Below are 22,440 nucleotides of genomic sequence, written 5' to 3'. Positions count from 1 at the left end.
TGATCGGCGCGTCCGGGGCGAACGGCGGAGTGAGATTTGTGTTAGAAGGCAAACCAATCAACAAAAACCCGAGGCAAGAGCATGCGGGCATCGGCGCGAATCATCGCGGGCATCGTTGCCATCGTGCTGATTTCCGCTGCGGTGGCGGCCTTTGCAATTGCGTGGCGCCCGGCAATCGCGGCAATCGATCCTCCCGGTCCGCAATCCTTCGATGACGCTCTCGTCAAGCGAGGCCGCGACCTGGCGGCGATCGGCAATTGCAGCGATTGTCATACGCGGCGCGGGGCCAAGAACTTTGCCGGCGGCCTCCCGGTGCCGACCCCGTTCGGCACAATTTTTTCGACCAACATCACGCCGGAGCCGGAGACAGGAATCGGTCGATGGTCGGAAGCGGCATTCCGCCGCGCGATGCGGTCCGGCGTCAACCGTGAAGGCCAGCACCTTTATCCGACATTCCCATACGACCACTTCACCAACGTCAGCGATGAGGACGACCGGGCGCTCTATGCCTTCCTGATGACACGGCAGCCGGTTCGCGCAGCGGCCCGCGACAACCAGCTTTCATTTCCGTTCAATCAGCGGCTTGCCATCGCGGGATGGAAATTGCTTTTCCTTCGCCACGACACCTATCAACCTGATCCCAAGCAGAGCGCCGAGTGGAATCGCGGTGCCTATCTGGTGGAAGGGCTCGCCCATTGCGGTGCCTGCCACACGCCACGAAATGCGCTGGGCGCGGAGCGCGTCAGCGCGCAGTTTGCCGGCGGCGATGTCGACGACTGGCACGCCTATGCGATCAACGACCAGTCCCGCTCACCCGTGCCCTGGACCGCCGATGCATTGTTCGCCTATTTGCGCGAGGGCTGGCATCCCGATCACGGCACTGCGCGCGGGCCGATGGCGAAGGTGGTCAGCAATCTGTCCTCAGTGCCAGCAAGCGACGTCCGGGCTATCGCAGCCTATATGGCCGGCGTATCCGGTGCTTCAACGTCTGACCGCACGGGACCAAGCGAGGCTGCCTTGACGCGCGCCAGGACGGCGTCGCAGGCAAACGCCGTTGGCGCATCGATCTACACTGCCGCCTGCGCATCATGCCACGAGGGCGGCAGGCCGCTACCTTATGGCGGGGTCGATCTCCGCCTCAGCACCGCGATCTCGAGCCCCGATCCGCGCAATCTCATCAATATCGTCCTTTCAGGCATTGAGGCGGTGGAAGGCGAGCGCAGCCCGATCATGCCGGGCTTTGCCGCCAGCATGAACGACGAACAGGCTTCGGCCTTGCTGAATTATTTGCGGGCGCGGTTCAGCGACCAGCCGGCGTGGACCGGCGTTGAAAAGTCAATTCAAGATGCGCGCCGCACGCAGACCGTATTTCTCCAGACGTCGCCCGCGCCACGGAACGCACCTGCCGACCCTCAGCAGCGAGAAAAGCCATGATGACATTGAAGGTCAACGGCCGGGAGCACCAGGTCGATGCCGAGACGGATACGCCGCTGCTCTACGTGCTGCGCGACGACCTCAAGCTGAACGCCGCAAAATTCGGCTGCGGATTGGGGCAATGCGGCTCATGCACGGTGATCGTGGACGGCAAGGCCGTGCTGTCCTGCGTGACGCCGATGGTTTTGCTGGAGGGCAAACAGGTAACGACGCTGGAGGGTCTCGGCACGATCGCGGAGCCCGCGCCGATCCAGCGCGCGTTCATGGAAGAGCAGGCAGCGCAATGCGGCTATTGCATCCCGGGAATGATGATGCGGGCGCAGGCCTTGCTGCAGAGGAATTCCAAACCGACTGACGAGCAAATTCGCGCCGAGCTCGAACCACATTTGTGCCGCTGCGGCACTCACATGCGGATCCTGCGTGCGGTGCATCGGGCGGCGCGGCTGATGGACACGGCAGAAGCGTCGCCGGCAGCGAACAGGAGTGCCCGATGAACGCCCCCGTCATTATCGACCGCCGTCGCGTACTGGCAGGCGGCGGCGCGCTGATCGTCAGCTTCTCGCTCGGCAGTGCCCTGGCACAGCAACCAGACGCGCCCGCGGCTGCTGCACCGAGCCCGCCCGGCAGCTTGAAAACATCGCCGTATCTCGACGCGTGGATCCGCATCGATGCCAATGGCGTCGAAGTGTTCACAGGCAAGGCCGAACTCGGTCAGGGTTTTAAGACGGCGTTTCAGCAGATCGCGGCCGAGGAGCTCGACGTTGCCTTTGAATCTCTCAAGCTGACGACGGCGGACACGCGCCTGACCGCGAATGAAGGCTATACGGCCGGCAGCAACTCCATGAAAGACAGCGGCACCGCGATCCAGAACGCGGCGGCACAGGTCCGCGCGCTGCTGATTGCGGAAGCGGCGCGGCGGCTTGATCTGCCGGCCGAGAGCCTGCAGACGGCGGACGGTGCGGTAATCGCACCGGATGGCAAGCGCCTGTCGTATAGTGAGCTTGTCGCGGGCAATATGTTGCATGTCCAGGCGCAGCCGACATCCAAACTGAAGGACCCCGCGACATTCAAGGTGATCGGCCGGCCTGTGCCGCGTGTCGATATCCCTGCCAAGGTCACCGGCGCTGCGGCCTACGTTCAAGACATGCGGCTGCCCGGGATGGGGCATGCCCGCGTCGTGCGGCCGCCGAGCTACGGCGCGCAATTGAGCGAATGCGATACTTCTGCCGTCGAGAAGCTGCCGGGCGTCGTCAAGGTCATCCGCGACGGCAATTTCCTGGCCGTGGTCGCGGAAAAGGAATTCCAGTCGATCAAGGCGATGAACGCGCTTGCCGCGGCCGCCAAGTGGAACGAAACCGCACGCCTGCCGAAACAGGACGATCTGCCTAACGTGTTGACCAGCCTGCCCTCGCAGGACACGACGATTTTCGAGCGCGGCAATCCAGCCGTCGGCATCCAGAAGACCATCGAGGCGACCTATACGCGGCCCTATCAGGCACACGGATCGATCGGGCCGTCCTGCGCGGTCGCACACTTCGTCGACGGCTCGATGACGGTGTGGACGCATACGCAGGGCGTCTATCCCGATCGTCAGGGCATCGCCGAAATGCTCCGCATCCCGCCGGCCAGCGTTCACCTGATCCATGTCGAAGGCTCTGGCTGCTATGGCCATAACGGCGCCGACGATGCCGCGGCCGACGCCGCGCTGATCGCCCGTGCATTGCCCGGCCGTCCCGTTCGCGTGCAATGGATGCGCGAGCAGGAACATGCCTGGGAGCCGTTCGGCCCGGCGATGGTGACGAAGCTCAAGGCCTCGCTCGACGGCAGTGGCAAGATCGCCGACTGGAATTTCGATGTCTGGAGCAACACGCATTCGATGCGGCCGGGCGGCGCCGGATCGATGCTGGCGGCGCAGCACATGGCGCAACCGTTTGCCGTACCGGCCCCCAAGCCGCTGCCGTTGCCGGAAGGCGGCGGTGATCGCAACGCAATCCCGTTCTACAATTTCCCCAATGCGCGCGTGGTGCATCACTTCATTTCCGAGATGCCGCTGCGGATTTCGGCGATGCGGGCGCTCGGCGCCTACCACAATGTGTTCTCGATCGAGAGTTTTATGGATGAACTCGCCATTATCGCCGGCGCAGATCCGGTCGAATTCAGACTGAAGCATCTCGACGATCGGCGCGGCCGCGACGTCATCGAAAAGGCCGCGCAAGCCTTCGGGTGGAAGCCGGATCAAAAGCCGCCGCCTGATCGCGGCTATGGCTTTGCCTTTGCGCGTTACAAGAATCTGGCGGCCTATTGCGCCATCGCTTCTGAAATAGAGGTGAATCGCGAGACCGGCCGCCCGCGCCTGGTGCGCGCGGCCGCGGCGGTCGACAGCGGGCAGGTGGTCAATCCGGACGGGTTGATCAATCAGATCGAGGGCGCAATCGTGCAGTCGATGAGCTGGACGCTATATGAGAGCGTAACGTTTGACGACACCAGGATCACCAGCATCGACTGGCAGACCTATCCGATCTTGCGTTTCAATTCAGTGCCCGAAAGCATCGAGGTTCACATCATCGACCGGCCGGGGCAGCCGTTCCTCGGCAGCGGCGAAACCGGGCAGGGCCCGGCGGCGGCATCGATTGCCAACGCCGTCGCCAACGCCACGGGAAAGCGACTGCGGAATTTGCCGCTGACGCGCAAGCGCATCAAGGAGGCGATCGATGCGTGAAGGCGGGGCTATTGATAGCTCGCCACGATGTCCGACACCGCGCGTTCGAGCTGCTTTGCGGTCGCGCATTGGCGGACCACGGTGCAGAAGGTCGAATAGCGCGGCATTTCGGAATCGCCCCAGCCCCAGGCCATCCGGCCCTCCGGATTGAGCCATACCAGACGCTTCGATCGCTCGGCAATTCGACGGAGGATATCTGCGCGCGGATCGAGGTTGTTGCTGCGGGCATCGCCGAGCACGATCACGGTGGTCTGCGGCGTGATCGCGCTCATCCATTCATCTTCAAAGTCGGCGAGGGAGCTGCCGTAGTCGGATGAGCCGAAGCCCACCTTGGACATGATCTCGGCCATCGCCTCTTCCGGCGTTTTCGACTCCAGGATGTCGCTGACTTCGATCAGGTGGCCGGAGAACGCAAACGAGCGGACGTCATCCACGACCTCATGCAGGCTATGGATCAGAAGCAGGAAGAAATCCGAAACCCGTGCCACCGAGCCCGAGACGTCGCACAGTGCCACGATCTTCGGCTTGTCGCGATGCCGGCGCTTCCACGCGGTGAGAAACGGCACGCCGCCCCAGGCAGCGTTGCGCCGGATGGTGCGTCGCACGTCGAGATGGCCGCGGCGCTGTCGCTTGCGTGGCTTGGAGTAGCGCTCGCGCAGGCGGCGCGCGATCTGGCGGATCAGATGCCGCATCTGTTCGACCTGCCGCGGCTCGATCCGCGACAGCGGGGCGTTGCGCAGGATCTCGTTGCGCAAATTTTCCGCCTCCTCGCGCCCGTACAGCATCAGCGCCTGCGAAACAGTTTCGCGGACCGTGCCGCGCATGTCGTCCAGCGCATTGGTCAGCCGCTCCGCCAGCGCCGGGTTGCTGGCGGCGAGGTTATCAAGATCGTCGCGCAGGCGCTGGATGCCCATCTGGTCGAGGATGCGGCCGGAGAAGATGCCGCGCTGGGTGAAATAGCGGATGTCGGAGAGTGAAGCCGCGCTCGCCGCGTTGGCGATCGCCGCCGAAATCTGGTTGCGGTCCTGCGCCAGCAGCATTTGCGCGAGCTGACCAAGCCCTTCGGCTTGCTCGTCGCCGCTGCTTGTCTCGCCCGGTGAATCCGACCCTGCGTTGGAGCCCTGCGCATCCTGCTCGTCCGCCCTGCCGTCTTCGGCCGACGATTGCGGCTCGGGTCGATCGAAGAACAGGTCGAAACAATCGCCGAGCGCCTTCTTCTCGTCCTGCGTCTTGGCGAGCGTCAGCAGAAACGTATCGCGCAGGATTGTGCGGTCGGTAAAGCCGATCTTGGAGACGGCCCGCATTGCGTCGATGCTTTCGGCCGGCGAGAGCCTGACGCCTGCGCCCCGCGCCGCACGAAAGAAGCGATGCAGGTTCTCGCGCATTAGTCCGTCACCCGAAGACGCCTTGACGCGAGGCCTTGGCGATGAAGGTGGAGACCTGCGGCATGGTGGCCTCGATATCCGCCTCGTATTTCAGGAGGACGTTCAGCGTATCCTTGACCATCTCGTGGCCGAGCTCGGGCGCCTGCAGCAGCACCAGTACGCGCGCCCAGTCGATGGTTTCGCTCACCGATGGCAGCTTCTTCAGGTCGAGCGTGCGCACCTCGTGGATAAAGCTCACCATTTGCTTGCGCAGCGTCTGCGAAATGCCGGGCACCCGGCTTTCGACAATCCGCTCTTCCAGCTTCTGCTCGGGAAAGCCGATGTGCAGATGCAGACAGCGCCGCTTCAGCGCGTCGCCGAGATCGCGCTCGCTGTTTGAGGTCAGGATCACGGTCGGCGGTGCGACCGCGACCACTGTCCCGAGTTCCGGAATCGTCACCTGGAAGTCGCTGAGGATTTCCAGCAGCAGCGATTCGAATTCGGCGTCCGATTTATCGATTTCGTCGATCAAGAGCACGCAGCCGGCCGGCTGCTCGAGCGCCTGCAGCAACGGCCGCGGTTCGACGAATTCCTTGGAGAAGAACACGTCGCCAAAGTCGTGAAGCTGGTTCAGCGCTGCCTCGAGCGTCGGGGCGCCGCCCAGCACCTCGCCGAGCTTGTCTTTCAAGATCTGCGTATACAGAAGCTGCTTGGCGTATTTCCACTCGTAGAGCGCCTTGGCCTCGTCGAGCCCCTCATAGCATTGCAGGCGGATCATCTTCATGCCGCGCCAGGCGGCTATCGCTTTTGCGAGCTCGGTCTTGCCGACGCCGGCGGGGCCTTCGACCAGGATAGGTTTTTCGATCTGCTGCGCCAGATAGACCGCGGTCGCGATCTGGCGGCTCGCAATATAGCCTTGCGCCGCAAGACCGCTTTCCACTGCCTCGATCGAGGCCGAAGGCCTGATATCAGCCACGGGGTTTCAACTCCGAATTCGATAGGTTTCGGAACGTTCTGCCTGCGTTCCCGGCAAAGGACAAGCGCCGTTTGCTCATGGGCGGCCGCAGTTTTCCGGTATTTTCCGCCTAGCGCAATGCCAGCCCGGTTGCCGACTCAAGCTCCGTGATCGCCTGCGCCGCACTGACCACCTTGATCGTGGTCATGCCCATCTCGCGCGCCGGCTTCAGATTGACGCCGAGATCGTCGAGATAGACGCAGTTCTTGGGATCGACCTTCAGCGCCTCGATCATCATCCGGTAGATGCGCGGGTCGGGCTTTCGGAGACCGATTTTCGCGGACTCGATGACATGATCGAACAGTGCCATCACTTCGGCGACATAAAGTGTGCGGCCGCTGTGGCTGCCGATGGCGTTGGCAGGCAAATTGTTGGTGATGCAGCCGGTCTTGAGCTTTGACTTCACGCGCTTGAGCGCCTCGACCATTTCGGGCCGCAGATCGCCGGACAATAACGGCAGCACGTCCTTGCCGCGAACCGCGGCACCCAGCGCCAGCGATTCGGCCGCAAACAATTCGTCGAAAGCTTCGATATCGACCTCGGCGCGCTCGAATTTTGCCCAAGCATTTTCCAGGTGGTTGGCGGCGTTGGTGCGTCGGATGATGTCGGCCGGCAGCCCGCGCTCAGTTTCGAACCGCATGAACGCCTCGAATGGCGAGGTGGTCAGCACCCCGCCGAAATCCCAGATCACTGCCTCGATCATGTTCCTGCCTGAATGTTATGTTGGGCAGCGGCTAACACGGAATGCCTGTCCGGACCAGCCCGATCCTCGGCTTGGCGATGCACGCGGAGCGGGCTATTGCTGCGCCGATGAATATCCTGCCTCGAATGATTGCCGGCCTGACGCTGCTGCTCTCAGTTCCCGCCTATGCCATCGTCGGCGGTGGCGCGCCATTGACTGAAGGCGTCGCTCGCTCGATCGTCACCATTGTCGGCTCGCGTGGTAATTTCTGCACCGGCGCCCTGATCGCGCCAAAGATGGTAGTGACGGCGGCGCATTGCGTGCAGCCCGGCGCGGAATACAAGATCGTCGAGTATGGCGCAGACAAGCAGCCCTCGCTGCAGGACGTGAAGAGCGTCGCCATTCATCCTGGCTTCAACATGCAGGCGATGCAGGCGCATCGTGCGACGGCGGATGTGGCGTTGCTGCAATTGGTTGCATCTGCCAAAGGCAAGATGCCGGCCGCGCTAGGGATGCCCACCGTTCCCATCGCGGTTGGCAGCCGCTTTACCGTCGCCGGAATCGGCGTGACCGTACGCGGCGACGGCAGGAGCGGTGGTGCCGTCCGCGTCGCCGGGCTGGTGGCGACGGGCAAGCCCGGCACGCTGCAGATCCGTCTAGTCGATCCCGTCGGCCAGGGCGCGCGCGACGGGCTCGGCGCCTGCACCGGAGATTCCGGCGCGCCGGTGTTCGAGGACAAGGAGAGTGGTCCCGTCATGGTCGGTCTCGTGAGCTGGTCGACCGGGCCGAACGGCAGCGCCGGCTGCGGCGGCATGACCGGCGTCACGCCGCTGACGCTGTATCGTGACTGGATTGTGCAGACTGCGCAGAAGTGGGGCGCAGGGTTGTAACGACATCCGTCGCCCGCGAAAGAAATGGGGGGTTCATCCGTCGTCCCTGCGAACGCAGGGACCCATACGCCGCGGCCTAGCGGCAAGACAATGGGGCTAGTTGTCTTAGCAACAATTGGCATCGGTGGTTATGGGTCCCTGCGTTCGCAGGGACGACGATGACCACTGAATGAGGTCCTACTGCTCCGCCGCCTTGTTCGCGGCGGCGTTGTTCAGCACGATCAGGGCATCGACGGCGACGCCGAGCTTGTTGTTGATCAAAAACGGGTTGACGTCGATCGAGGCGATGCGGTTGCCGGCGTCCGCCATCAGATTGGAGAGGCCGACCAGCGCCTTCACGGCGGAAGGCTCGTGCAGCGCCGGCTTGCCGCGGTAGCCTTTCATCTTCACGCCGGCCTTGGTCTTGGCGATCAACTGTTTTGCCTCGGCCTCGTCCAGCGGCGCGCCGGCAAGCGCGACGTCCTTCATCAGTTCGATGTCGACGCCGCCGGTGCCGAACAGCACGACCGGGCCCATCTCGGCGTCGAGCGAGGCGCCGACCACGAGCTCAAGGTCGGCCTTGACCTGCTGCGCGATCAGAATGCCCTCCAGCTTCGGCTTGCTCTTGATCTTCTTTACCCGCGCGGTGATGTCGTTGAACGCCTTCTTCACCTCGGCCGCGTTGTTGAGGTTCAGCACCACGCCGCCGATATCGGACTTGTGCAGAATGTCGGCGCTGACGACCTTTGCCACGACGGGAAAGCCGATCTTCTTGGCGATCTTCACCGCCTCCGCCGCGGTCTGCGCGATTTCCTCCTTTGAAATCGGTATGCCGTAGGCCTTGAGAAGCTTTTTCGAGGCGACCTCGTCGAGTGCCGCGGCGCCGTTGGCGGCCTTGAGCGTCCTCTCCAGCACCGCTCGCGCGGAAGCCTTCGAGCTCGATACGATGTCGGGCATTTCCTTGCGCAGAGATGCATATTCGATCAGCGATTTGATCGCGCCGACCGCGCGGTCGAGGCCTTGCATCACGGCGATATTCGGCAGCGACTTGCGCAGGGCCTTGGTGAATTCGGTGAACCCGATCGAGATCGCGCTGATATAGACCACGGGCTTATTGGCGGCGCCCGCCATCTCGTTGACAATCCGTAAGTTGCGTTCGCGCAGCTCGTGCGGCGCCTTCGGCAGTTCGGCGTCGATGATGACGATGTCGGTATCGGGATCGTCGATCATGATCTTGATCGACTTCATATAGACGGAGGGGTCGACCACGGCCGCAAATCCGGCGTCGAGTGGATTGCCGATGATGCTGCCGGGGCCGAGCATTTGCGCCAGTTGCGCCGTTGCATTCGGGCTGAGCGGAGCGAAGTTCAGGCCGGCCGAATAGAACGCGTCAATCAGGAGCCCGCGTTTGCCGCCGGAGAGCGATACCGCGGCGAGACGATTGCCCTTCGGCGGATCGGCATGGACGAAACATTCGGTGGTCTCGATCAATTCGTCCAATCCGCGGACGCGGATCACGCCTTCGCGGGTCGAGATCGCGTCGAACGTTTCGATCGAGCCGGCGAGCGCGCCGGTATGCGCCATCGCCGCGGCGCGGCCGCCTTCGGAGGCGCCTAACTTGAGCGCGATGACCGGCTTGCCGGCGGCGCGCGCGGCCTTGCAGGCTTCGCGGAACACTTTTGTATTCCGCACGCCTTCGAGATAGACCACGATGACGCGGATCGAGGGATCGGCGGCAAAATAGGTCATCAGGTCCGGCGTCTCGAGCCCGGTCTCGTTGCCGGTGGTGACCATATAGCCGACGCCGACGCCGCGATCCTCCAGTGTCTGCCGGATCGCCATTACGATCGCGCCGGATTGCCCGACAATCGCCACCGGGCCGGCTTCCATGGTGACGATACGGTCGTCGATATTGGTGAACAGCTTTTCGCCCGCGCTCAAATTGCCGAGGCAGTTTGGTCCCGTCACTGCAAGGCCGGTTTCGCGCACGGCCTCCTTCAATTCAACCGCCAGCCGCTGGCTCGCTTCGTCCTGCAACTCGCTGAAGCCTGATGTGACGATGGTGGCGGAGCGCGCGCCGGCCGCGGCGGCATCGCGGATCACCTGCACCGCAAAACGCGCCGGCACCAGCACCAGCACGTGATCGGGTTTTTCGGGCAGGCTCGCAAAATCCTTGTAGCAGGGCACGCCCCAGATCGTCTCGCGCTTGGCATTGACCGGAAACAGCCCGCCTTCGTAACCGTACTTGATCAGATTGTTCCAGATGCGCTCGGCATAGTTACCGGGCTTATCGGTAGCACCGACCAGCACGATGTTGCGCGGATGCAGCATCGCATGGATGCCCTTGACGATGTCGCTGGCGTCAGGCGAGGGCGACCATTTTTCGGCATGATGCGATGCGGTGCTTGCCTGAGCGTCCATGGATATCCCTTAACTCGGTTGTTCCTTTGGCCGTGGCGATCGAGGACGAACGCCGCGCCACACTTTTCTTTTGATTGCGCCCTTTTTATTGAGACTTGGCGAGGGTGGCAACACGCGTTGCGCGCGCAGCGCCATTCGCGCCGCGCACGATATCCCGGCTCGCGGAGAATTCAGCGCGAGCCCGGCGCGTCCGCGATCATTGTGGCGTGCACAAGATAACGCTCGGGCCCCTGTGTCAGCGCGTCGAACGGCCAGCAGGTCGACAGCAGCAGGTGGTACCCGTCTGCGAGCGGGTCGATGCCGGAGGCATCGAAGCGCACCACCGAGGTCGTATCCACCCGATAGCGGAACGTTCGGCCGTCGTGTCTTGTGATGTCGATCTCGTCACCGATGACGACGTTCTTCAGGAAAGCGAAATGCGTGTCGCGATGTGCCGAATAGACGGCGACGCCGCGTTCGCCGGCGTCGCGTGTCTGTTCGACGTGACCCGGGCCGAACGCGAGCGCCTGGCCGCTGCTGCCTGCGAGCACGATAGCGCGGGCACCGAGCCGCTTCACTTCGATGCGGGCGACTGGCCATGTATCGGCCCACGACCACGGCTTTGTCTCGCGCCCGGTGGCGATCGTTTTCTCAAAGGCCCGCTCCAGCAGGACCTGTGCGAGCAGCGCCTTGGCGTGAATGTACGCCCCTTGGCCGAACAGGATCAGGCCGATGAGCGCGAGAAGGAGAGGGAGGATGAAGCGGGGCATCGGGATACTCTCCCCGTCATTGTCAGCGAAGCGAAGCAATCCAGCTCTCCACGCCGGGATAGATGGATTGCTTCCGCCTTCGCTCGTTGAGCTTCGACGGACAAGTCGTCGCTTCGCTCCTCGCAATGACGGTGGTGGTTGAGAAAAAAGCGGCGCGCGCGGCTCTGGGGGACGGTGGAAGCCGCGCGCGCTCTGGAAAGAGGAGGTTGGGGAGGTCCTCCTCCTTTCAGCCGACGTCAACGCAGTGACATCTGACGTCGATTGAACACGAAAAGGATCAGGCTGAGCGTGAGCAGGATCACACCCGAAATCATCTTCAGTTCGGCGTCAGTCGCAGTCCTCGGCAGCGTGACGGTGCTCGGCGCCTGCGTGACGACCGGCTGCGCCCGCTTCAGTGCCGCGATCTGCACCCGCGCCTCCTCCGTATCCGCGCGTCGTTCCGTTTGCGTTGCCGGAACTCGCTGGCGCTCGCCGAACACCCTTTCAAAATCCCAGCCGGCGGGCAGGTTGATCGGCAGTTCCGAGATCTTGAGCGGCTCGCCCGATGGCCTGCTCGGAGTTTTGTCGACGGCAACCAGGCTGGTCAGCCGCGTGACGAGTTGATGTTCGAGCGCTAGCGCGAGGATGGCCTTGTCGGTCTCGTCCGGGCTCGCCTGCCGCGTGGTGCGCGCAACCTCCGCGTCCGCGATCTTGCGTCGCGCCCAGAGTTTGGAGAGGCCCTTGCCTTCAGCCGCATTTGCCAGCGGGAGGGTGACTGTCCAGGGGCGGTCGCCGATGCGGCCCTTGATCTCGACCGAGCCCGTGAGCTTGTCGAGCTTGGCCGCCAGTACCAGCGGCTCGTCGCGGTAAATGTCGGGGATCGCGACCGGCGTGATATCGGCGCTGGCGTCAGTGAACTTTGCGACCAGATTGGTCACCGCGGGATTCTCCAGCTTGGCGAACAGCCCGCGCATGCGCTCTTCGACCTGCTCGACCGAGCCGATATGGGTGAAGGTGCCGCGGCCGAGCTCGGCGGCGCGCGTCATCAGATAGGTGTTCGGCGCCGATCCGATACCCACCATAAAAATGCGCGAGCGGCCGCGCAGCGCGCTGATGGTTTCGAACAATTGCTGCTCGTTGCCGATCGCGCCGTCGGTGAGGAATACGACCTGACGGACGTAGTTGGCATCGCCACTATTGTCTGACAGCGCCGCGCGCATCGCCGGCACCATTTCGGTGCCGCCATTGGCCTGCAGCGCGCCCACGAACGACGTGGCCCGGCCGATATGCTCGCTGTCTGCCGGCACGGCCGACGGGAACAACACATCCATGGTGTGGTCGAAGCGGATCACGTTGAAACGATCGTTCGGCTGCAGACGGCCGAGCGCATAGATTAGGCTCGCCTTGGCCTGGACGATCGAGACGCCGCCCATCGAACCGGAATTGTCGATCACGAAAATCACCTCGCGGGGCATCGGTTTCTGCTGCGCCTGCTCGATCGACGGCGGCGTGACGAAAGCGAGCAGATAATCGCTGTCGCCGACATGCTCGCGGAACAGCCCGACCGACGGCGCCTTCTCGGCCGCCGGTTTCCAGCTCAGCTCGAAATCGCGATCTGCCGGCACCGGGCCTTCGACAAGTCGGATGTTGCTTGTGCTGGCATCCAGCTTTTCGGTCTCGATCGCGTGATAGTGGCTTTTGATATCGCCGAGCGGGAAGCCCGCCTGCAGCCGCACGGTGATGCGGGTCGGGTTGACCGGTGCGTTGGTTGCGGGGTCGAGTACTTCGGGCGAGATACGGTCGCGATCCGGAACCGGATCGGACTTGACCAAACCCCAGCCGCCGCCCTCCGGCTTGAAATCGACGCTCTGCACGACGGGCGCGGGATTGTAGCGCGGAGCGACCACCATCGGCACCCGCAGCGAGAACGCGTCACCGGATTGCTGCAACGGCTCCTGATATTCGATCTGCACCAGTACGGTTTCGCCCGGGCCGATATTGGCGAGCGAGTTGGTGAAAATATTCGGCCGCTCCTGTTCGGTCAGCGCCGCCTTTTGCCCGTTCTGCTTGGCCTGTTCGTAGACGATCTTTGCCTGCTGCCGCTCCTTGATGTCGCCGACCACGACGCGATCGCCGATCACCATCTTCAGCGAATCGACTGCGCCGCCGGCCGGCAGCGGGTAGACATAGATCGCCTCTACCCAGTCTTTCGAAGGGTTGCGAAAAATCTGGGTAACGCGGGCGCGGACGGTGGGACCCGACACTGTGAGATCGACGTCGATGCCGAGCCGCGCTGCGTCGGCATAGCCCTCATCGATCTTGAGGAGCAGCGAGCCGGCGCGTGCGTCGCCGGGCTTGAGAAAGGCCGATTGCAGGCGTTCCGCCGACCAGACCGGCTCAAAGCTCAAAAATAATGCCGCAAACCCGACCAGGATTACGGCAACGCCTTGCATCACAAAGAACAGCACCAGCCTGACCAGCCTGGGCTGTTCGCTGCGTTTGTCGGCCTCGATTTCGTCGCATGTCGTCATGTCGCTCACTCCCGAACGGCGGTTTCGCCGCATGAGAAGGTGTGGAATTCACCGATTTGGCGCGAGCGGAACGATCGGCAATGTTCAGCCGCCGGCCGGCGCGGCACGCCGCGGCCGGGGCGGCTTTGTGCGGGTTTGTGATGGATTGTGCGTCTGGTACACTAGCGCAGATGAAGCAGGGGTGACGATGCCAGCGCCGGACAAGCAGCTTTCCGCCGAACAAAGCCGGCAGATTGCCGACACGATTCGTGAGGAGATCGCCCGCCGCCGCATCTCCCGGCAGTCTCTGGCAGAGCTTGCAAAACTCAGCCTTTCGACGCTCGAAAAAGTGCTGGGTGGCCGCCGCCCGTTTACCCTGGCGACCACCGTCCGTCTCGAACAGGCGCTCGGCGTTTCCTTGCGCAAGATGCCGGAGGCGCCGGCGCCTGTGGCTGCCGTCAACGGCGAGGTCGCGCCCGACGGACTGGGTGCCTATTCGCGCCGTGCGGTGGCCTGGATCGAGGGGACCTATGTCACGGTGCGGCCGTCATTCGGTGACAAGGCCGCGATCTTCGCCTACCGCACCGAAATCTCATGGGACGATGCGGCGTCATCCCTGGTGTTTCACGAGAGCGAACGGCAGGACGCGGCCTTCACCCAGTTCGGCGAGGTGGCGGTGCCGAATCAGTCCGGCCATATCTACCTCGTCACCAACCGGCACGGCCAGCATCGGCTGATCACGGTGGCGCGGCTGGCGATTTCGGGCGAGATGTACGGTATCATCACGACGCTGCTCGCCGGCCGCGGCTCGCTGTTGACGCCGATCGCCGCGCCAATCGCCTATCTGCCGATCGAGATGGTCGCGAGCCCGACCTTTGGCCGCGTCTCAGTCGATGACCCAAATTACGCGCAGTACCGCCAGCATTTGCGGCGGACGACGGAGGAACCGTTCGCGATGTTTCTGCCGGGGTAGTTCTTTTCAGTTCTTCCATCCCCTCTGCTGTCATCGTCCGCGAAGGCGGGCGATCCAGTACGCCGCGGCATCTCAGTTTGATGACGGAAGCCAGTATTTACTGGATGCCCCGACGGAGCCTGTCATCCGGCCGGCCGGAGGCCGGACCGGGTGGCGGGGCATGACATCGGAGGCGTTGCGGCCGCGGGGGGCCGCTACGACGCAAGCTTGTCGGTCGCTTTGGGCGCACTGAATTGCTGTCGCAGCGTCGGCTTGTGAATTTTTCCCGTCGCGTTGCGCGGCAGCGCATCGACGAACTCGATCAGCCTGGGACATTTGAACCGCGCCAGATTGGCCGCGCAATGGGCGTGAACTTCCGCAGGCGTCAGCGTCTGGCCGGGCTTCACGGCGATGATTGCCATGCCGACCTCGCCCCATTGCTCGTTCGGAATGCCGATCACCGCAGCTTCGGCTATTGCCGTAAGCTGATGCAGCACGCTCTCGACCTCGGCCGGATAGACGTTCTCGCCGCCGGAAATGTACATGTCCTTCCAGCGGTCGACGATGTAATAAAAACCTTCTTCGTCGACGCGGGTGGCGTCGCCGGTGTGCAGCCAGCCGTCGGTGAAGGATGACTGGTTGGCATCCGGCCTGTTCCAGTAGCCGGGCGTGACGTTCGGCCCCCTGACCCAGAGCTCGCCGAGTTCGCCGACAGCGGCGTCGGTCCCGTCGGGACGGACGATCCGCACTTCCGTATGCAGCACCGGCTTGCCGGACGAGCCGGCCTTGCGCGCGGCGTCCTCGCGGTCGAGTGCCAGCACGGCTGGGGACGTCTCTGTCATGCCATAGCCCTGCTGGAGGGCGACGCCGCGCTCTTCCCATACTTTCAGGAGCGGAACCGGCATCGGTGCGCCGCCGACGCCGCCGATCACGAGGCGGCTGAAATCGGCCGTCGCGAACGAAGGATGCTGCGCCATGAACTGGTAGATCGCGGGCACGCCGAAGAATTGCGTGATGCCGTAGGATGGATCACTGATCAGTTGCAGCGCCAGGCCGGGATCGAACGCGCGCATGATCAGCACGGTGCCGCCGGCATGCAGCACCGGGTTGGTGTAGCAATTGAGCCCGCCGGTATGAAACAGCGGCAGCACGGTCAGCAACACCGTCGACGGCGAGACATAGGCGGGGCCGCCGAGGTTGACGCAGTTCCAGAACGTCATGCCGTGCGTGATGATGGCGCCCTTCGGCTGGCCGGTCGTGCCTGACGTGTACATGATGGTCGAGATGTCATCGAGTGTCACCATCTCCACGTGATCGAGCGGCGTCGAATCCGCTATCGCCGCTTCGTAGGAACCACCGGGGCCGAGCAGCAGCACGGACGAAACGTTGCAGAGCCTTGCGACCGTGAGTGCGACCTCGGCGAGATCAGTGTCGTTGATCATCACTTTCGGCGAGGCATCACCGACAATGAATTGCAGTTCGGGAACGGTGAGGCGCGTGTTCAGCGGCAGGAACACCGCGCCGATCCGGAAACAGGCGAACTGCACTTCCAGTGTATCCGTCGTGTTCAGCGCCAGCACCGCAACGCGGTCGCCGCGCTTGATGCCGAGTTTGTCGCGCAGATGCGTAGCAAGGCGTGAGATCCGTGCATCGAACTGCACGTAGGAAAGCCTGCGGTCGCTGGCGAGGTCAATGGCTGCGATCTTATCCGGCGTGCGGCGGCCGAAATGCGCGATCCAGTCGTAATAGCGAACCGACGACATGCTCCCTCCACTGTAAAGCGGTCTTGCGCCGCTTTGTTTGTTTGATGGCATTCTGTTTAGCAGATGAGGGGTCAAATGGGGATGCTGTCTTGCGTGGAGTGGCTGGGTGTGTGGCTTCGTCGCGGCGTTTCATCTGCTAGCCGCGCTGGCGCTCGCCGTGCCGCTCGCCATGCTCGATCCCGACCACGCGCCGCTGTACGGGTGGACGGGATACCTCGTCCGTTGGGTGCCGATCGTCACCGTCATCGGCGCCCTGCTGTTCGTCGCGCAGATGGCGTGGCACGTCCGTACCGTTCGCCGCAGGACGGATTTCCGCTTCGTCGACGATCAGGACGAGCCGCGGCTCTGTCGCATCGTCGAGCCGCTGATAATCACAGCAGGGCTTCCGACCCCTATGTCGCTGTCATCGACAGCCCGGCGCTCAACGCGTTCGCCTGCGGTATCAGACAGAAGGACGCCGTTCTCGTCTTCACGCGCGGGCTGATCGACGGACTGGACGACGACGAACTGGCGGCCGTCGCGGCGCACGAAATCGTCCACATCGTCAACGGTGACATCCGCCTGATCGCGGCCACCAATGTCTGTCTCGACACGCTGCAACTGCTCCAGCCGCGGCCCAGCACCCGGGGCGTGAAACGTATTCAGGCGGCCTGTGCGCTTCCGATCCTGGCCCTGCTGCTGCCTCTCTTGGTGGTGCTCATCCTGGTCACGATGTTTCTGCGCCGGCTCGCCGTCGACGGCAGCCATCTCACGCGGAAGCTGATCGCCTCTGCGCGCGAGTTCATTGCCGACGCAGAAGCCGTGCGGTTGACGCAGAATCCCGCCGCGCTCGTCTCGGCGCTTCGCCGCATCGAGGGGCGCAGCGTCATCCCGGGCCTAGCGGCCGGGCAGGACGCGATGGTGATCGACGGCGCGCACGAAGGCGCGTTCGCGACGCACCCGACAATTGCCGAGCGGGTCGCGGCGATCATTTCCGTCACTGGCTCGATGGCCCCTGATCGCGCCGGCCCGCCGCGACACACGCGCGCTCCAGCGAAGCGCTGGCGAAGGTTTCGGCCGTCGACCGGCGCCGTCCCGCGAGGCGGATTATTTGCGCGCCGCGCGGCAGGGTGCGAGTGCCGCGCACGCGCGCGTCTCCCCGGGCGAATTCAACAGGCTCGGACTGACGCCGGAGCTGACGGCGGGCGCGGTCGCCGCCATTGGGGTGTTCCTGTGGACTCACAGCGCGGATCTCGCCAGACCCTCTGCGCTCGCCGCCGCCTTCGATCCGGCGCCAATGCGGACCCTTTTCGCCGCGGGCGGGCGAGGCATCCGTTGCCAGACGCAGGGACCAGGCTGGAAGATTGGGCTGGCGGCGAAGCCGACCGGCTGCGACCAGCCCTCGTACGAGGAGACGCTCGCCGCCCATCGCGGCAAGGATAATATTTTCGGCAAGCTGGCCGATAGCATGCCGGAGGTGGGGCAGAACAGCAGCGGCATCACCACGCGGGCGGACGGAACCTTCAGCAACAAACCGTCGCCGGATATCCAACTAGCCGAGGTCCAGCGTGCGCGCTGCTTCCAGACTGACCGGCCCTACGCCGTGGGCGACCGCGGCCTCCACGCGGTGACGGAGCAGCCGCGGCATCGTGACGACATCTCCCTCCCCCGCTACTTGGCTTCCAGCGACGCTGCCGCTCGGAGCGTGACGGAGGCCACTCCTGCCGAGCGCGACGCCCGACTTCTTGACTATTTCAAAGTCCGTAAGTTGATGGACGAAGTCATTCATCGCTTCTTCGGCGATCCCGGCCTACAGGTTGCAGCGGCGCGGTACGTTGCTCCCGAGCACCAGACCGCTATTGCTGCGCTCCGCGAGCGCCTCGCCGATCCCGGCTTCGCATCGGCGCTGAGCCCTCTGAAGCGAGCGGAAATCGAGGTTCTCGCCGCAGCTCCACTGGACTTCGTCACCTGCATCGCCCGCCGGGCGCAGGGGCAAAAGAAGGCTTGAGGCCGCTTCACCGCACCAGAAAGGCCAGCTTGCCGCGAAAGTGGCGGGATCCGCTGACCTTGTGCGCGACCATGGCTTCGCCGAGTAGCGCGCTCGACAATCGAGACAGGTCGCCGGTTCAGGAACCGCGCAGCAATTCGCTGATCACGTTGAACTGGCTGTCGCGAAACTCGACCATATAGCCGTCCTTGATCGGACGATAGTCTGTCGGCGAGGTGTTGAGCTTCACGCCCGGCATCAGCATCGGCAGCGATACGCCCTTGAGGTTGGCTGCTTGCGCCATGATGTTTTCGCGGCTGAGGTCGTTCTTGCACTGCGTCAGCACCACGACCAGCGCTTGCGCGACCATGTAGCCATAGCCCGCCGCCAGGTTGGCCGGATCTATATTGGGCAACCGCGCCTTCATGAAATCGCGGTAGGCGACCAGGTCCGCGTCGGTGGAATCGGCCGAATAGGTTTTTAGCGCGCCGACCGACATGATGCCGCTTGCCGCCTCAAGCCCTGCCGGCACCATCACCGTTTCCTTGTTGGCGCAGCCGGAGGAGATGAATCGCATTGGACGCCAGCCGGTCTCGTAGGCTTTTCGGATCGCCTGCGCACAGGCACGCGGCGTCACGCTGTAGATCAGGAAGATATCGGCCTTGGTATTGGCGAGCGTGAGGATCTGCGAATCCACGGTGGGGTCGGCGACCTCGAAGCTCGTCGCCATCGCGATCACCTTGTCGGCGTCAGCGCCGAGCGCCTCCTTGACGCCGCGCAGATAGTCCTTTCCGGCGTCATCGTTCTGATAAAGGATCGCAAAGCGCGCATTGGGATTCTTGGCGCGGGCGAACCGCACCTCGATGCCGGCTTCCTCGACATAATTGGGCGCCCAGGGCAGCGCCATCAGCCAGGGCTGGTTGACCGGGTCGTTCCATTTCGATGCGGAGCTGATCAGGAACAGATGCGGCACCTTGGCGCCGTTGAGAAATTTTGCGGTTGCCGAACTCGGCGCGGTGCCCATGGTTCCGAACATGAAGGCGACGCCGTCATTCTCGACCAGGCGGCGTGTCGCCTCGACCGTCTTCGGCGGCGAAAAACCGTCGTCGAGCGAGATCATATTGAGCTTGCGGCCGTTGACGCCGCCCTTCTCGTTGACCAGGTCGAAATAGGCCGCAAACGCCTTGCCGGTGACGCTGAGCGCCGATGCCGGGCCGCTATACGGCATGATGTTGCCGAATTTGATCTCGGTGTCTGATATGCCGGGTTGCTGGGCCGAGACTGTCGTCGCAGCCGTGAGGGAGAGCAACGCTGAAAAGAAGGCCGGGACGAACTTGCTCGATCGGTTCATGCTTCATCCTCCCAGGCCAAACAGCCGGCAATGTTGTTATTGGTTTTGAACCAAGGCTAGGGCATGCTCGGGCAACCGGTCTTGCGTTCAGTTGCTGGAGACAGCACGCGCCGGATTCGCTGTGCGGCAGACCGCGTCTGCACGATAATGCCAGCCGCTCAACGCAAGTTTGAGCGAGCCAAATCGGGGCATGGTCATCGTAGCGGAGGGGAGCATGCTGGAGCGCACAAAGGTGCAAAGCCCGTTCTATACGGCGGATCACGAGGCGTTCCGCGATGTGATGCGCCGCTTTGTGGCGCGCGAGATCGAGCCCTATGCCCATGAATGGGACGAGGCCGGCGAGTTTCCGCGCGAGCTTTATCGGAAAGCTTCCGAAATCGGGCTGCTCGGGCTCGGCTTTCCCGAGGAATATGGCGGGGTGGCGGCCGACCAGTTCATGAAAATCGTGGCCTCGCAGGAGCTGGCGCGCGCCGGCGCCGGCGGGGTCAGCTCGAGCCTGATGAGCCACACCATCGGCTCGCCGCCGATCGCGCGCGCCGCGCGGCCCGAGGTCAAGGCGCGGGTACTGCCGCAGGTGCTGTCGGGCGAGAAGATTTCGGCGCTCGCGATCACCGAGCCGAGCGGCGGCTCCGACGTTGCCAACCTCCGCACCAGGGCGCGGCGCGATGGCGATCGTTACGTCGTGAGCGGGGAGAAGACTTTCATTACATCGGGCATGCGGGCCGACTACCTGACGGTCGCAGTGCGCACCGGCGGCGAGGGGCCGGGCGGCGTCAGCCTGCTCCTGATTGAAGGCGATACGCCGGGCCTGTCGCGCACGAAATTGAAGAAGATGGGGTGGTGGGCATCCGATACCGCGACCCTGCATTTCGATGAATGCCGGGTGCCTGCCGAAAACCTGATCGGCGAGGAGGGCCAAGGTTTCAAGATCATCATGCATAATTTCAACAGCGAACGCATGGGCATGGCTGCGAGCTGCACCGCTTACGCCCGTGTCTGCGTCGAGGAAGCAATTGCGTACGCCAAGGAGCGCAAGACCTTCGGCAAACCGATCGCGCAGCACCAGGTGATCCGTCACAAGATTGTGGACATGGCGCAGAAGGTCGCGGCGTCGCAGGCGATGCTGGAAATGCTGGCGTGGCGGCTCGGGCAGGGCGAGAGCCCGGTCGCCGAAATCTGCATGATGAAGAACCAGGCGACCCAGACCATGGCGTTCTGCGCCTCCGAGGCGGTGCAAATCTTCGGCGGCGCCGGCTTCATGCGCGGCGTCAAGGTCGAACGCATCTACCGCGAGGTCAAGGTCAATGCCATCGGCGGCGGCACTGAGGAGATCATGAAGGATCTCGCCTCGCGCCAGATGGGGTTGTGACACCGTCGTTCCGGGGCGCGCGCCAGCGCGAACCCGGAACCTCGATATGATGGATGAAGATTCTCCGATACGCGATTGCGCATCGTAGTTCACGCGCTTCGCGAGTGCCCCGGAATGACGAGAAAAAAGATGCTGTTCAGTGCCGATCACGACGAACCGCGCCGTATCCTGCAAAAATTCATCGCCGCCGAGATCAATCCCTTCGTCGACGAATGGGAGAAGAACGACATCTTCCCCGCGCATGAATTGTTCAAGAAGCTTGGCGATCTTGGTTTTCTCGGCCTCAACAAGCCGGTCGAATTCGGCGGTCAGGGACTCGACTACTCCTACGCGCTAATGATGGCCGAAGAACTCGGCGCCATCAAATGCGGCGGCGTGCCGATGGCGATCGGCGTGCAGACCGATATGGCGACGCCGGCGCTGGCACGGTTTGGCTCTGATGAGGTGCGACACGAGTTTCTCGCGCCCGCCATTGCCGGCGACGCGGTGGCCTGTATCGGCGTGTCCGAGCCGGGCGCCGGCTCCGACGTTGCCTCGATCAACACCCAGGCGCGCTCAGACGGCGGCGACTACGTCATCGATGGCGGCAAGATGTGGATCACCAACGGCGTGCAGGCCGACTGGATCTGCCTGCTCGCCAATACCAGCGACGACCAGGTCCATCGCAACAAGTCGCTGATCTGCGTGCCGATGAAAAGCAAGGGCGTGCAGGTCGCGCGCAAGCTCGACAAGATGGGCATGCGCTCGTCCGACACCGCGCAGATCTTCTTCGACAATGTCAGGGTGCCCAAGCGCAACCGGATCGGCGAGGAAGGCAAGGGTTTTACCTACCAGATGGTGCAGTTCCAGGAGGAGCGGCTGTGGGGCGCGGCGGCTTGCCTCAAGGCGCATGAATTCATCATATCAGAGACGATCGAATATACCCGGAATCGGAAAGCGTTCGGAAAGTCGATCCTCGACAACCAGACCGTCCACTTCAAGCTGGCGGAGATGCAGACCGAAGTCGAATTGCTGCGCGCGCTGATCTATCGCGCGGCCGAGGCGCTGGTTGCGGGTGAAGACGTGACGCGGCTCGCCACCATGGCCAAGCTCAAGGCCGGGCGTCTGGGCCGTGAACTCAGCGACGCCTGCCTCCAATTCTGGGGCGGCATGGGTTTTATGAACGAGACGCCGGTCAGCCGGGCCTATCGCGACAGCCGCCTGACCTCGATCGGCGGCGGCGCCGACGAGGTGATGCTGATGGTGTTGTGCAAGACGATGGGCACGTTGCCGAAAAACTAATAGAAGCCCGATCAGA

The 22,440-nt window shown here is 63.5% G+C and carries 16 protein-coding genes and 1 pseudogene; 9 read left to right on the top strand and 8 right to left on the bottom strand.

All coding sequences use genetic code 11. The features are described from left to right. The first annotated feature begins 81 nt into the window (after window positions 1–81). The 3 genes from HCN58_RS32265 to HCN58_RS32255 are packed head-to-tail and all read left to right on the top strand — an operon-like array spanning window position 82 to window position 4,153. Entirely contained in the window at window positions 82–1,434 is a 1,353-nt protein-coding gene (locus tag HCN58_RS32265; protein WP_171583384.1) for a c-type cytochrome, read from the top strand. Then, window positions 1,431–1,928: a (2Fe-2S)-binding protein gene (locus HCN58_RS32260; protein WP_171583383.1), complete on the top strand. Its 498-nt coding sequence runs from the start codon at window positions 1,431–1,433 to the stop codon at window positions 1,926–1,928. Before HCN58_RS32265 ends, HCN58_RS32260 begins: the two co-directional genes overlap by 4 nt. Beyond that, a complete protein-coding gene (locus HCN58_RS32255; protein ID WP_171583382.1) occupies window positions 1,925–4,153 on the top strand; it encodes a xanthine dehydrogenase family protein molybdopterin-binding subunit in 2,229 nt (742 codons plus the stop codon). Before HCN58_RS32260 ends, HCN58_RS32255 begins: the two co-directional genes overlap by 4 nt. A gap of 8 nt (window positions 4,154–4,161) precedes the next feature. Here HCN58_RS32255 and HCN58_RS32250 read toward each other — a convergent pair whose 3' ends face one another. The 3 genes from HCN58_RS32250 to HCN58_RS32240 form a co-directional block, all read right to left on the bottom strand. Then, entirely contained in the window at window positions 4,162–5,538 is a 1,377-nt protein-coding gene (locus tag HCN58_RS32250; RefSeq protein WP_171583381.1) for a vWA domain-containing protein, read from the bottom strand. Between the two features lie 7 nt (window positions 5,539–5,545). Next, a complete protein-coding gene (locus tag HCN58_RS32245) occupies window positions 5,546–6,493 on the bottom strand; it encodes an AAA family ATPase (RefSeq protein ID WP_171583380.1) in 948 nt (315 codons plus the stop codon). A gap of 109 nt (window positions 6,494–6,602) precedes the next feature. Beyond that, the gene (locus HCN58_RS32240) at window positions 6,603–7,235 is read right to left on the bottom strand and encodes an HAD-IA family hydrolase (protein WP_171583379.1); all 633 of its coding nucleotides are present in this window, start codon (window positions 7,233–7,235) and stop codon (window positions 6,603–6,605) included. Between the two features lie 107 nt (window positions 7,236–7,342). On the opposite strand from HCN58_RS32240, the gene HCN58_RS32235 reads away from it, so the two are divergent. Beyond that, entirely contained in the window at window positions 7,343–8,104 is a 762-nt protein-coding gene (locus tag HCN58_RS32235) for a S1 family peptidase (RefSeq protein WP_171583426.1), read from the top strand. A gap of 177 nt (window positions 8,105–8,281) precedes the next feature. Here the strand turns inward: HCN58_RS32235 and HCN58_RS32230 are convergent, their stop codons facing one another. The 3 genes from HCN58_RS32230 to HCN58_RS32220 all read right to left on the bottom strand — a co-directional run bounded on the left by HCN58_RS32230 (window position 8,282) and on the right by HCN58_RS32220 (window position 13,763). Next, window positions 8,282–10,504, bottom strand: a complete 2,223-nt coding sequence (locus HCN58_RS32230; RefSeq protein ID WP_171583378.1) for an acetate--CoA ligase family protein — start codon at window positions 10,502–10,504, stop codon at window positions 8,282–8,284. Window positions 10,505–10,674: 170 nt separating this feature from the next. Continuing rightward, window positions 10,675–11,253, bottom strand: a complete 579-nt coding sequence (locus HCN58_RS32225; protein WP_171583377.1) for a class GN sortase — start codon at window positions 11,251–11,253, stop codon at window positions 10,675–10,677. A gap of 236 nt (window positions 11,254–11,489) precedes the next feature. After that, entirely contained in the window at window positions 11,490–13,763 is a 2,274-nt protein-coding gene (locus HCN58_RS32220; protein ID WP_171583376.1) for a marine proteobacterial sortase target protein, read from the bottom strand. A 187-nt stretch (window positions 13,764–13,950) separates the two neighbouring features. Between HCN58_RS32220 and HCN58_RS32215 the strand changes: the two genes are divergently transcribed. Beyond that, window positions 13,951–14,715, top strand: a complete 765-nt coding sequence (locus HCN58_RS32215; RefSeq protein WP_171583425.1) for a helix-turn-helix domain-containing protein — start codon at window positions 13,951–13,953, stop codon at window positions 14,713–14,715. 194 nt (window positions 14,716–14,909) lie between these two features. Here HCN58_RS32215 and HCN58_RS32210 read toward each other — a convergent pair whose 3' ends face one another. Continuing rightward, entirely contained in the window at window positions 14,910–16,457 is a 1,548-nt protein-coding gene (locus HCN58_RS32210; RefSeq protein ID WP_171583375.1) for an acyl-CoA synthetase, read from the bottom strand. Between the two features lie 63 nt (window positions 16,458–16,520). On the opposite strand from HCN58_RS32210, the pseudogene HCN58_RS37585 reads away from it, so the two are divergent. Further along, window positions 16,521–17,366, top strand: a pseudogene (locus HCN58_RS37585) (M48 family metalloprotease); the annotation flags it as partial. Window positions 17,367–17,547: 181 nt separating this feature from the next. After that, on the top strand, window positions 17,548–18,444 hold the full coding sequence (locus HCN58_RS36330) for a hypothetical protein (RefSeq protein WP_235984079.1): 897 nt from the start codon (window positions 17,548–17,550) through the stop codon (window positions 18,442–18,444). Window positions 18,445–18,562: 118 nt separating this feature from the next. Here HCN58_RS36330 and HCN58_RS32195 read toward each other — a convergent pair whose 3' ends face one another. Beyond that, the gene (locus tag HCN58_RS32195; protein ID WP_171583372.1) at window positions 18,563–19,774 is read right to left on the bottom strand and encodes an ABC transporter substrate-binding protein; all 1,212 of its coding nucleotides are present in this window, start codon (window positions 19,772–19,774) and stop codon (window positions 18,563–18,565) included. A 214-nt stretch (window positions 19,775–19,988) separates the two neighbouring features. Between HCN58_RS32195 and HCN58_RS32190 the strand changes: the two genes are divergently transcribed. Continuing rightward, window positions 19,989–21,143, top strand: a complete 1,155-nt coding sequence (locus HCN58_RS32190; RefSeq protein WP_210266253.1) for an acyl-CoA dehydrogenase family protein — start codon at window positions 19,989–19,991, stop codon at window positions 21,141–21,143. Between the two features lie 129 nt (window positions 21,144–21,272). Then, a complete protein-coding gene (locus HCN58_RS32185; RefSeq protein ID WP_171583423.1) occupies window positions 21,273–22,424 on the top strand; it encodes an acyl-CoA dehydrogenase family protein in 1,152 nt (383 codons plus the stop codon). Window positions 22,425–22,440: the final 16 nt, after the last annotated feature.

The organism is Bradyrhizobium australiense (genome assembly GCF_013114825.1).
In the GTDB taxonomy this organism is placed as follows: Bacteria; Pseudomonadota; Alphaproteobacteria; order Rhizobiales; family Xanthobacteraceae; genus Bradyrhizobium; species Bradyrhizobium australiense.
The sequence above is the reverse complement of the archived record's forward strand: the minus strand, read 5'-3'. Positions and strand labels throughout refer to the sequence as shown.

Bases quoted from the DNA above. Each gene is read 5' to 3' on its own strand.
- HCN58_RS32255 (WP_171583382.1), top strand. From the start codon at position 1,925: ATGAACGCCCCCGTCATTATCGACCGCCGTCGCGTACTGGCAGGCGGC.
- HCN58_RS32220 (WP_171583376.1), bottom strand. From the start codon at position 13,763: ATGACGACATGCGACGAAATCGAGGCCGACAAACGCAGCGAACAGCCC.
- HCN58_RS32195 (WP_171583372.1), bottom strand. From the start codon at position 19,774: ATGAACCGATCGAGCAAGTTCGTCCCGGCCTTCTTTTCAGCGTTGCTC.
- HCN58_RS32240 (WP_171583379.1), bottom strand. From the start codon at position 7,235: ATGATCGAGGCAGTGATCTGGGATTTCGGCGGGGTGCTGACCACCTCG.
- HCN58_RS32185 (WP_171583423.1), top strand. From the start codon at position 21,273: ATGCTGTTCAGTGCCGATCACGACGAACCGCGCCGTATCCTGCAAAAA.
- HCN58_RS32225 (WP_171583377.1), bottom strand. From the start codon at position 11,253: ATGCCCCGCTTCATCCTCCCTCTCCTTCTCGCGCTCATCGGCCTGATC.
- HCN58_RS32235 (WP_171583426.1), top strand. From the start codon at position 7,343: ATGAATATCCTGCCTCGAATGATTGCCGGCCTGACGCTGCTGCTCTCA.
- HCN58_RS32230 (WP_171583378.1), bottom strand. From the start codon at position 10,504: ATGGACGCTCAGGCAAGCACCGCATCGCATCATGCCGAAAAATGGTCG.
- HCN58_RS32250 (WP_171583381.1), bottom strand. From the start codon at position 5,538: ATGCGCGAGAACCTGCATCGCTTCTTTCGTGCGGCGCGGGGCGCAGGC.
- HCN58_RS32265 (WP_171583384.1), top strand. From the start codon at position 82: ATGCGGGCATCGGCGCGAATCATCGCGGGCATCGTTGCCATCGTGCTG.
- HCN58_RS32210 (WP_171583375.1), bottom strand. From the start codon at position 16,457: ATGTCGTCGGTTCGCTATTACGACTGGATCGCGCATTTCGGCCGCCGC.
- HCN58_RS32190 (WP_210266253.1), top strand. From the start codon at position 19,989: ATGCTGGAGCGCACAAAGGTGCAAAGCCCGTTCTATACGGCGGATCAC.
- HCN58_RS32215 (WP_171583425.1), top strand. From the start codon at position 13,951: ATGCCAGCGCCGGACAAGCAGCTTTCCGCCGAACAAAGCCGGCAGATT.
- HCN58_RS32260 (WP_171583383.1), top strand. From the start codon at position 1,431: ATGATGACATTGAAGGTCAACGGCCGGGAGCACCAGGTCGATGCCGAG.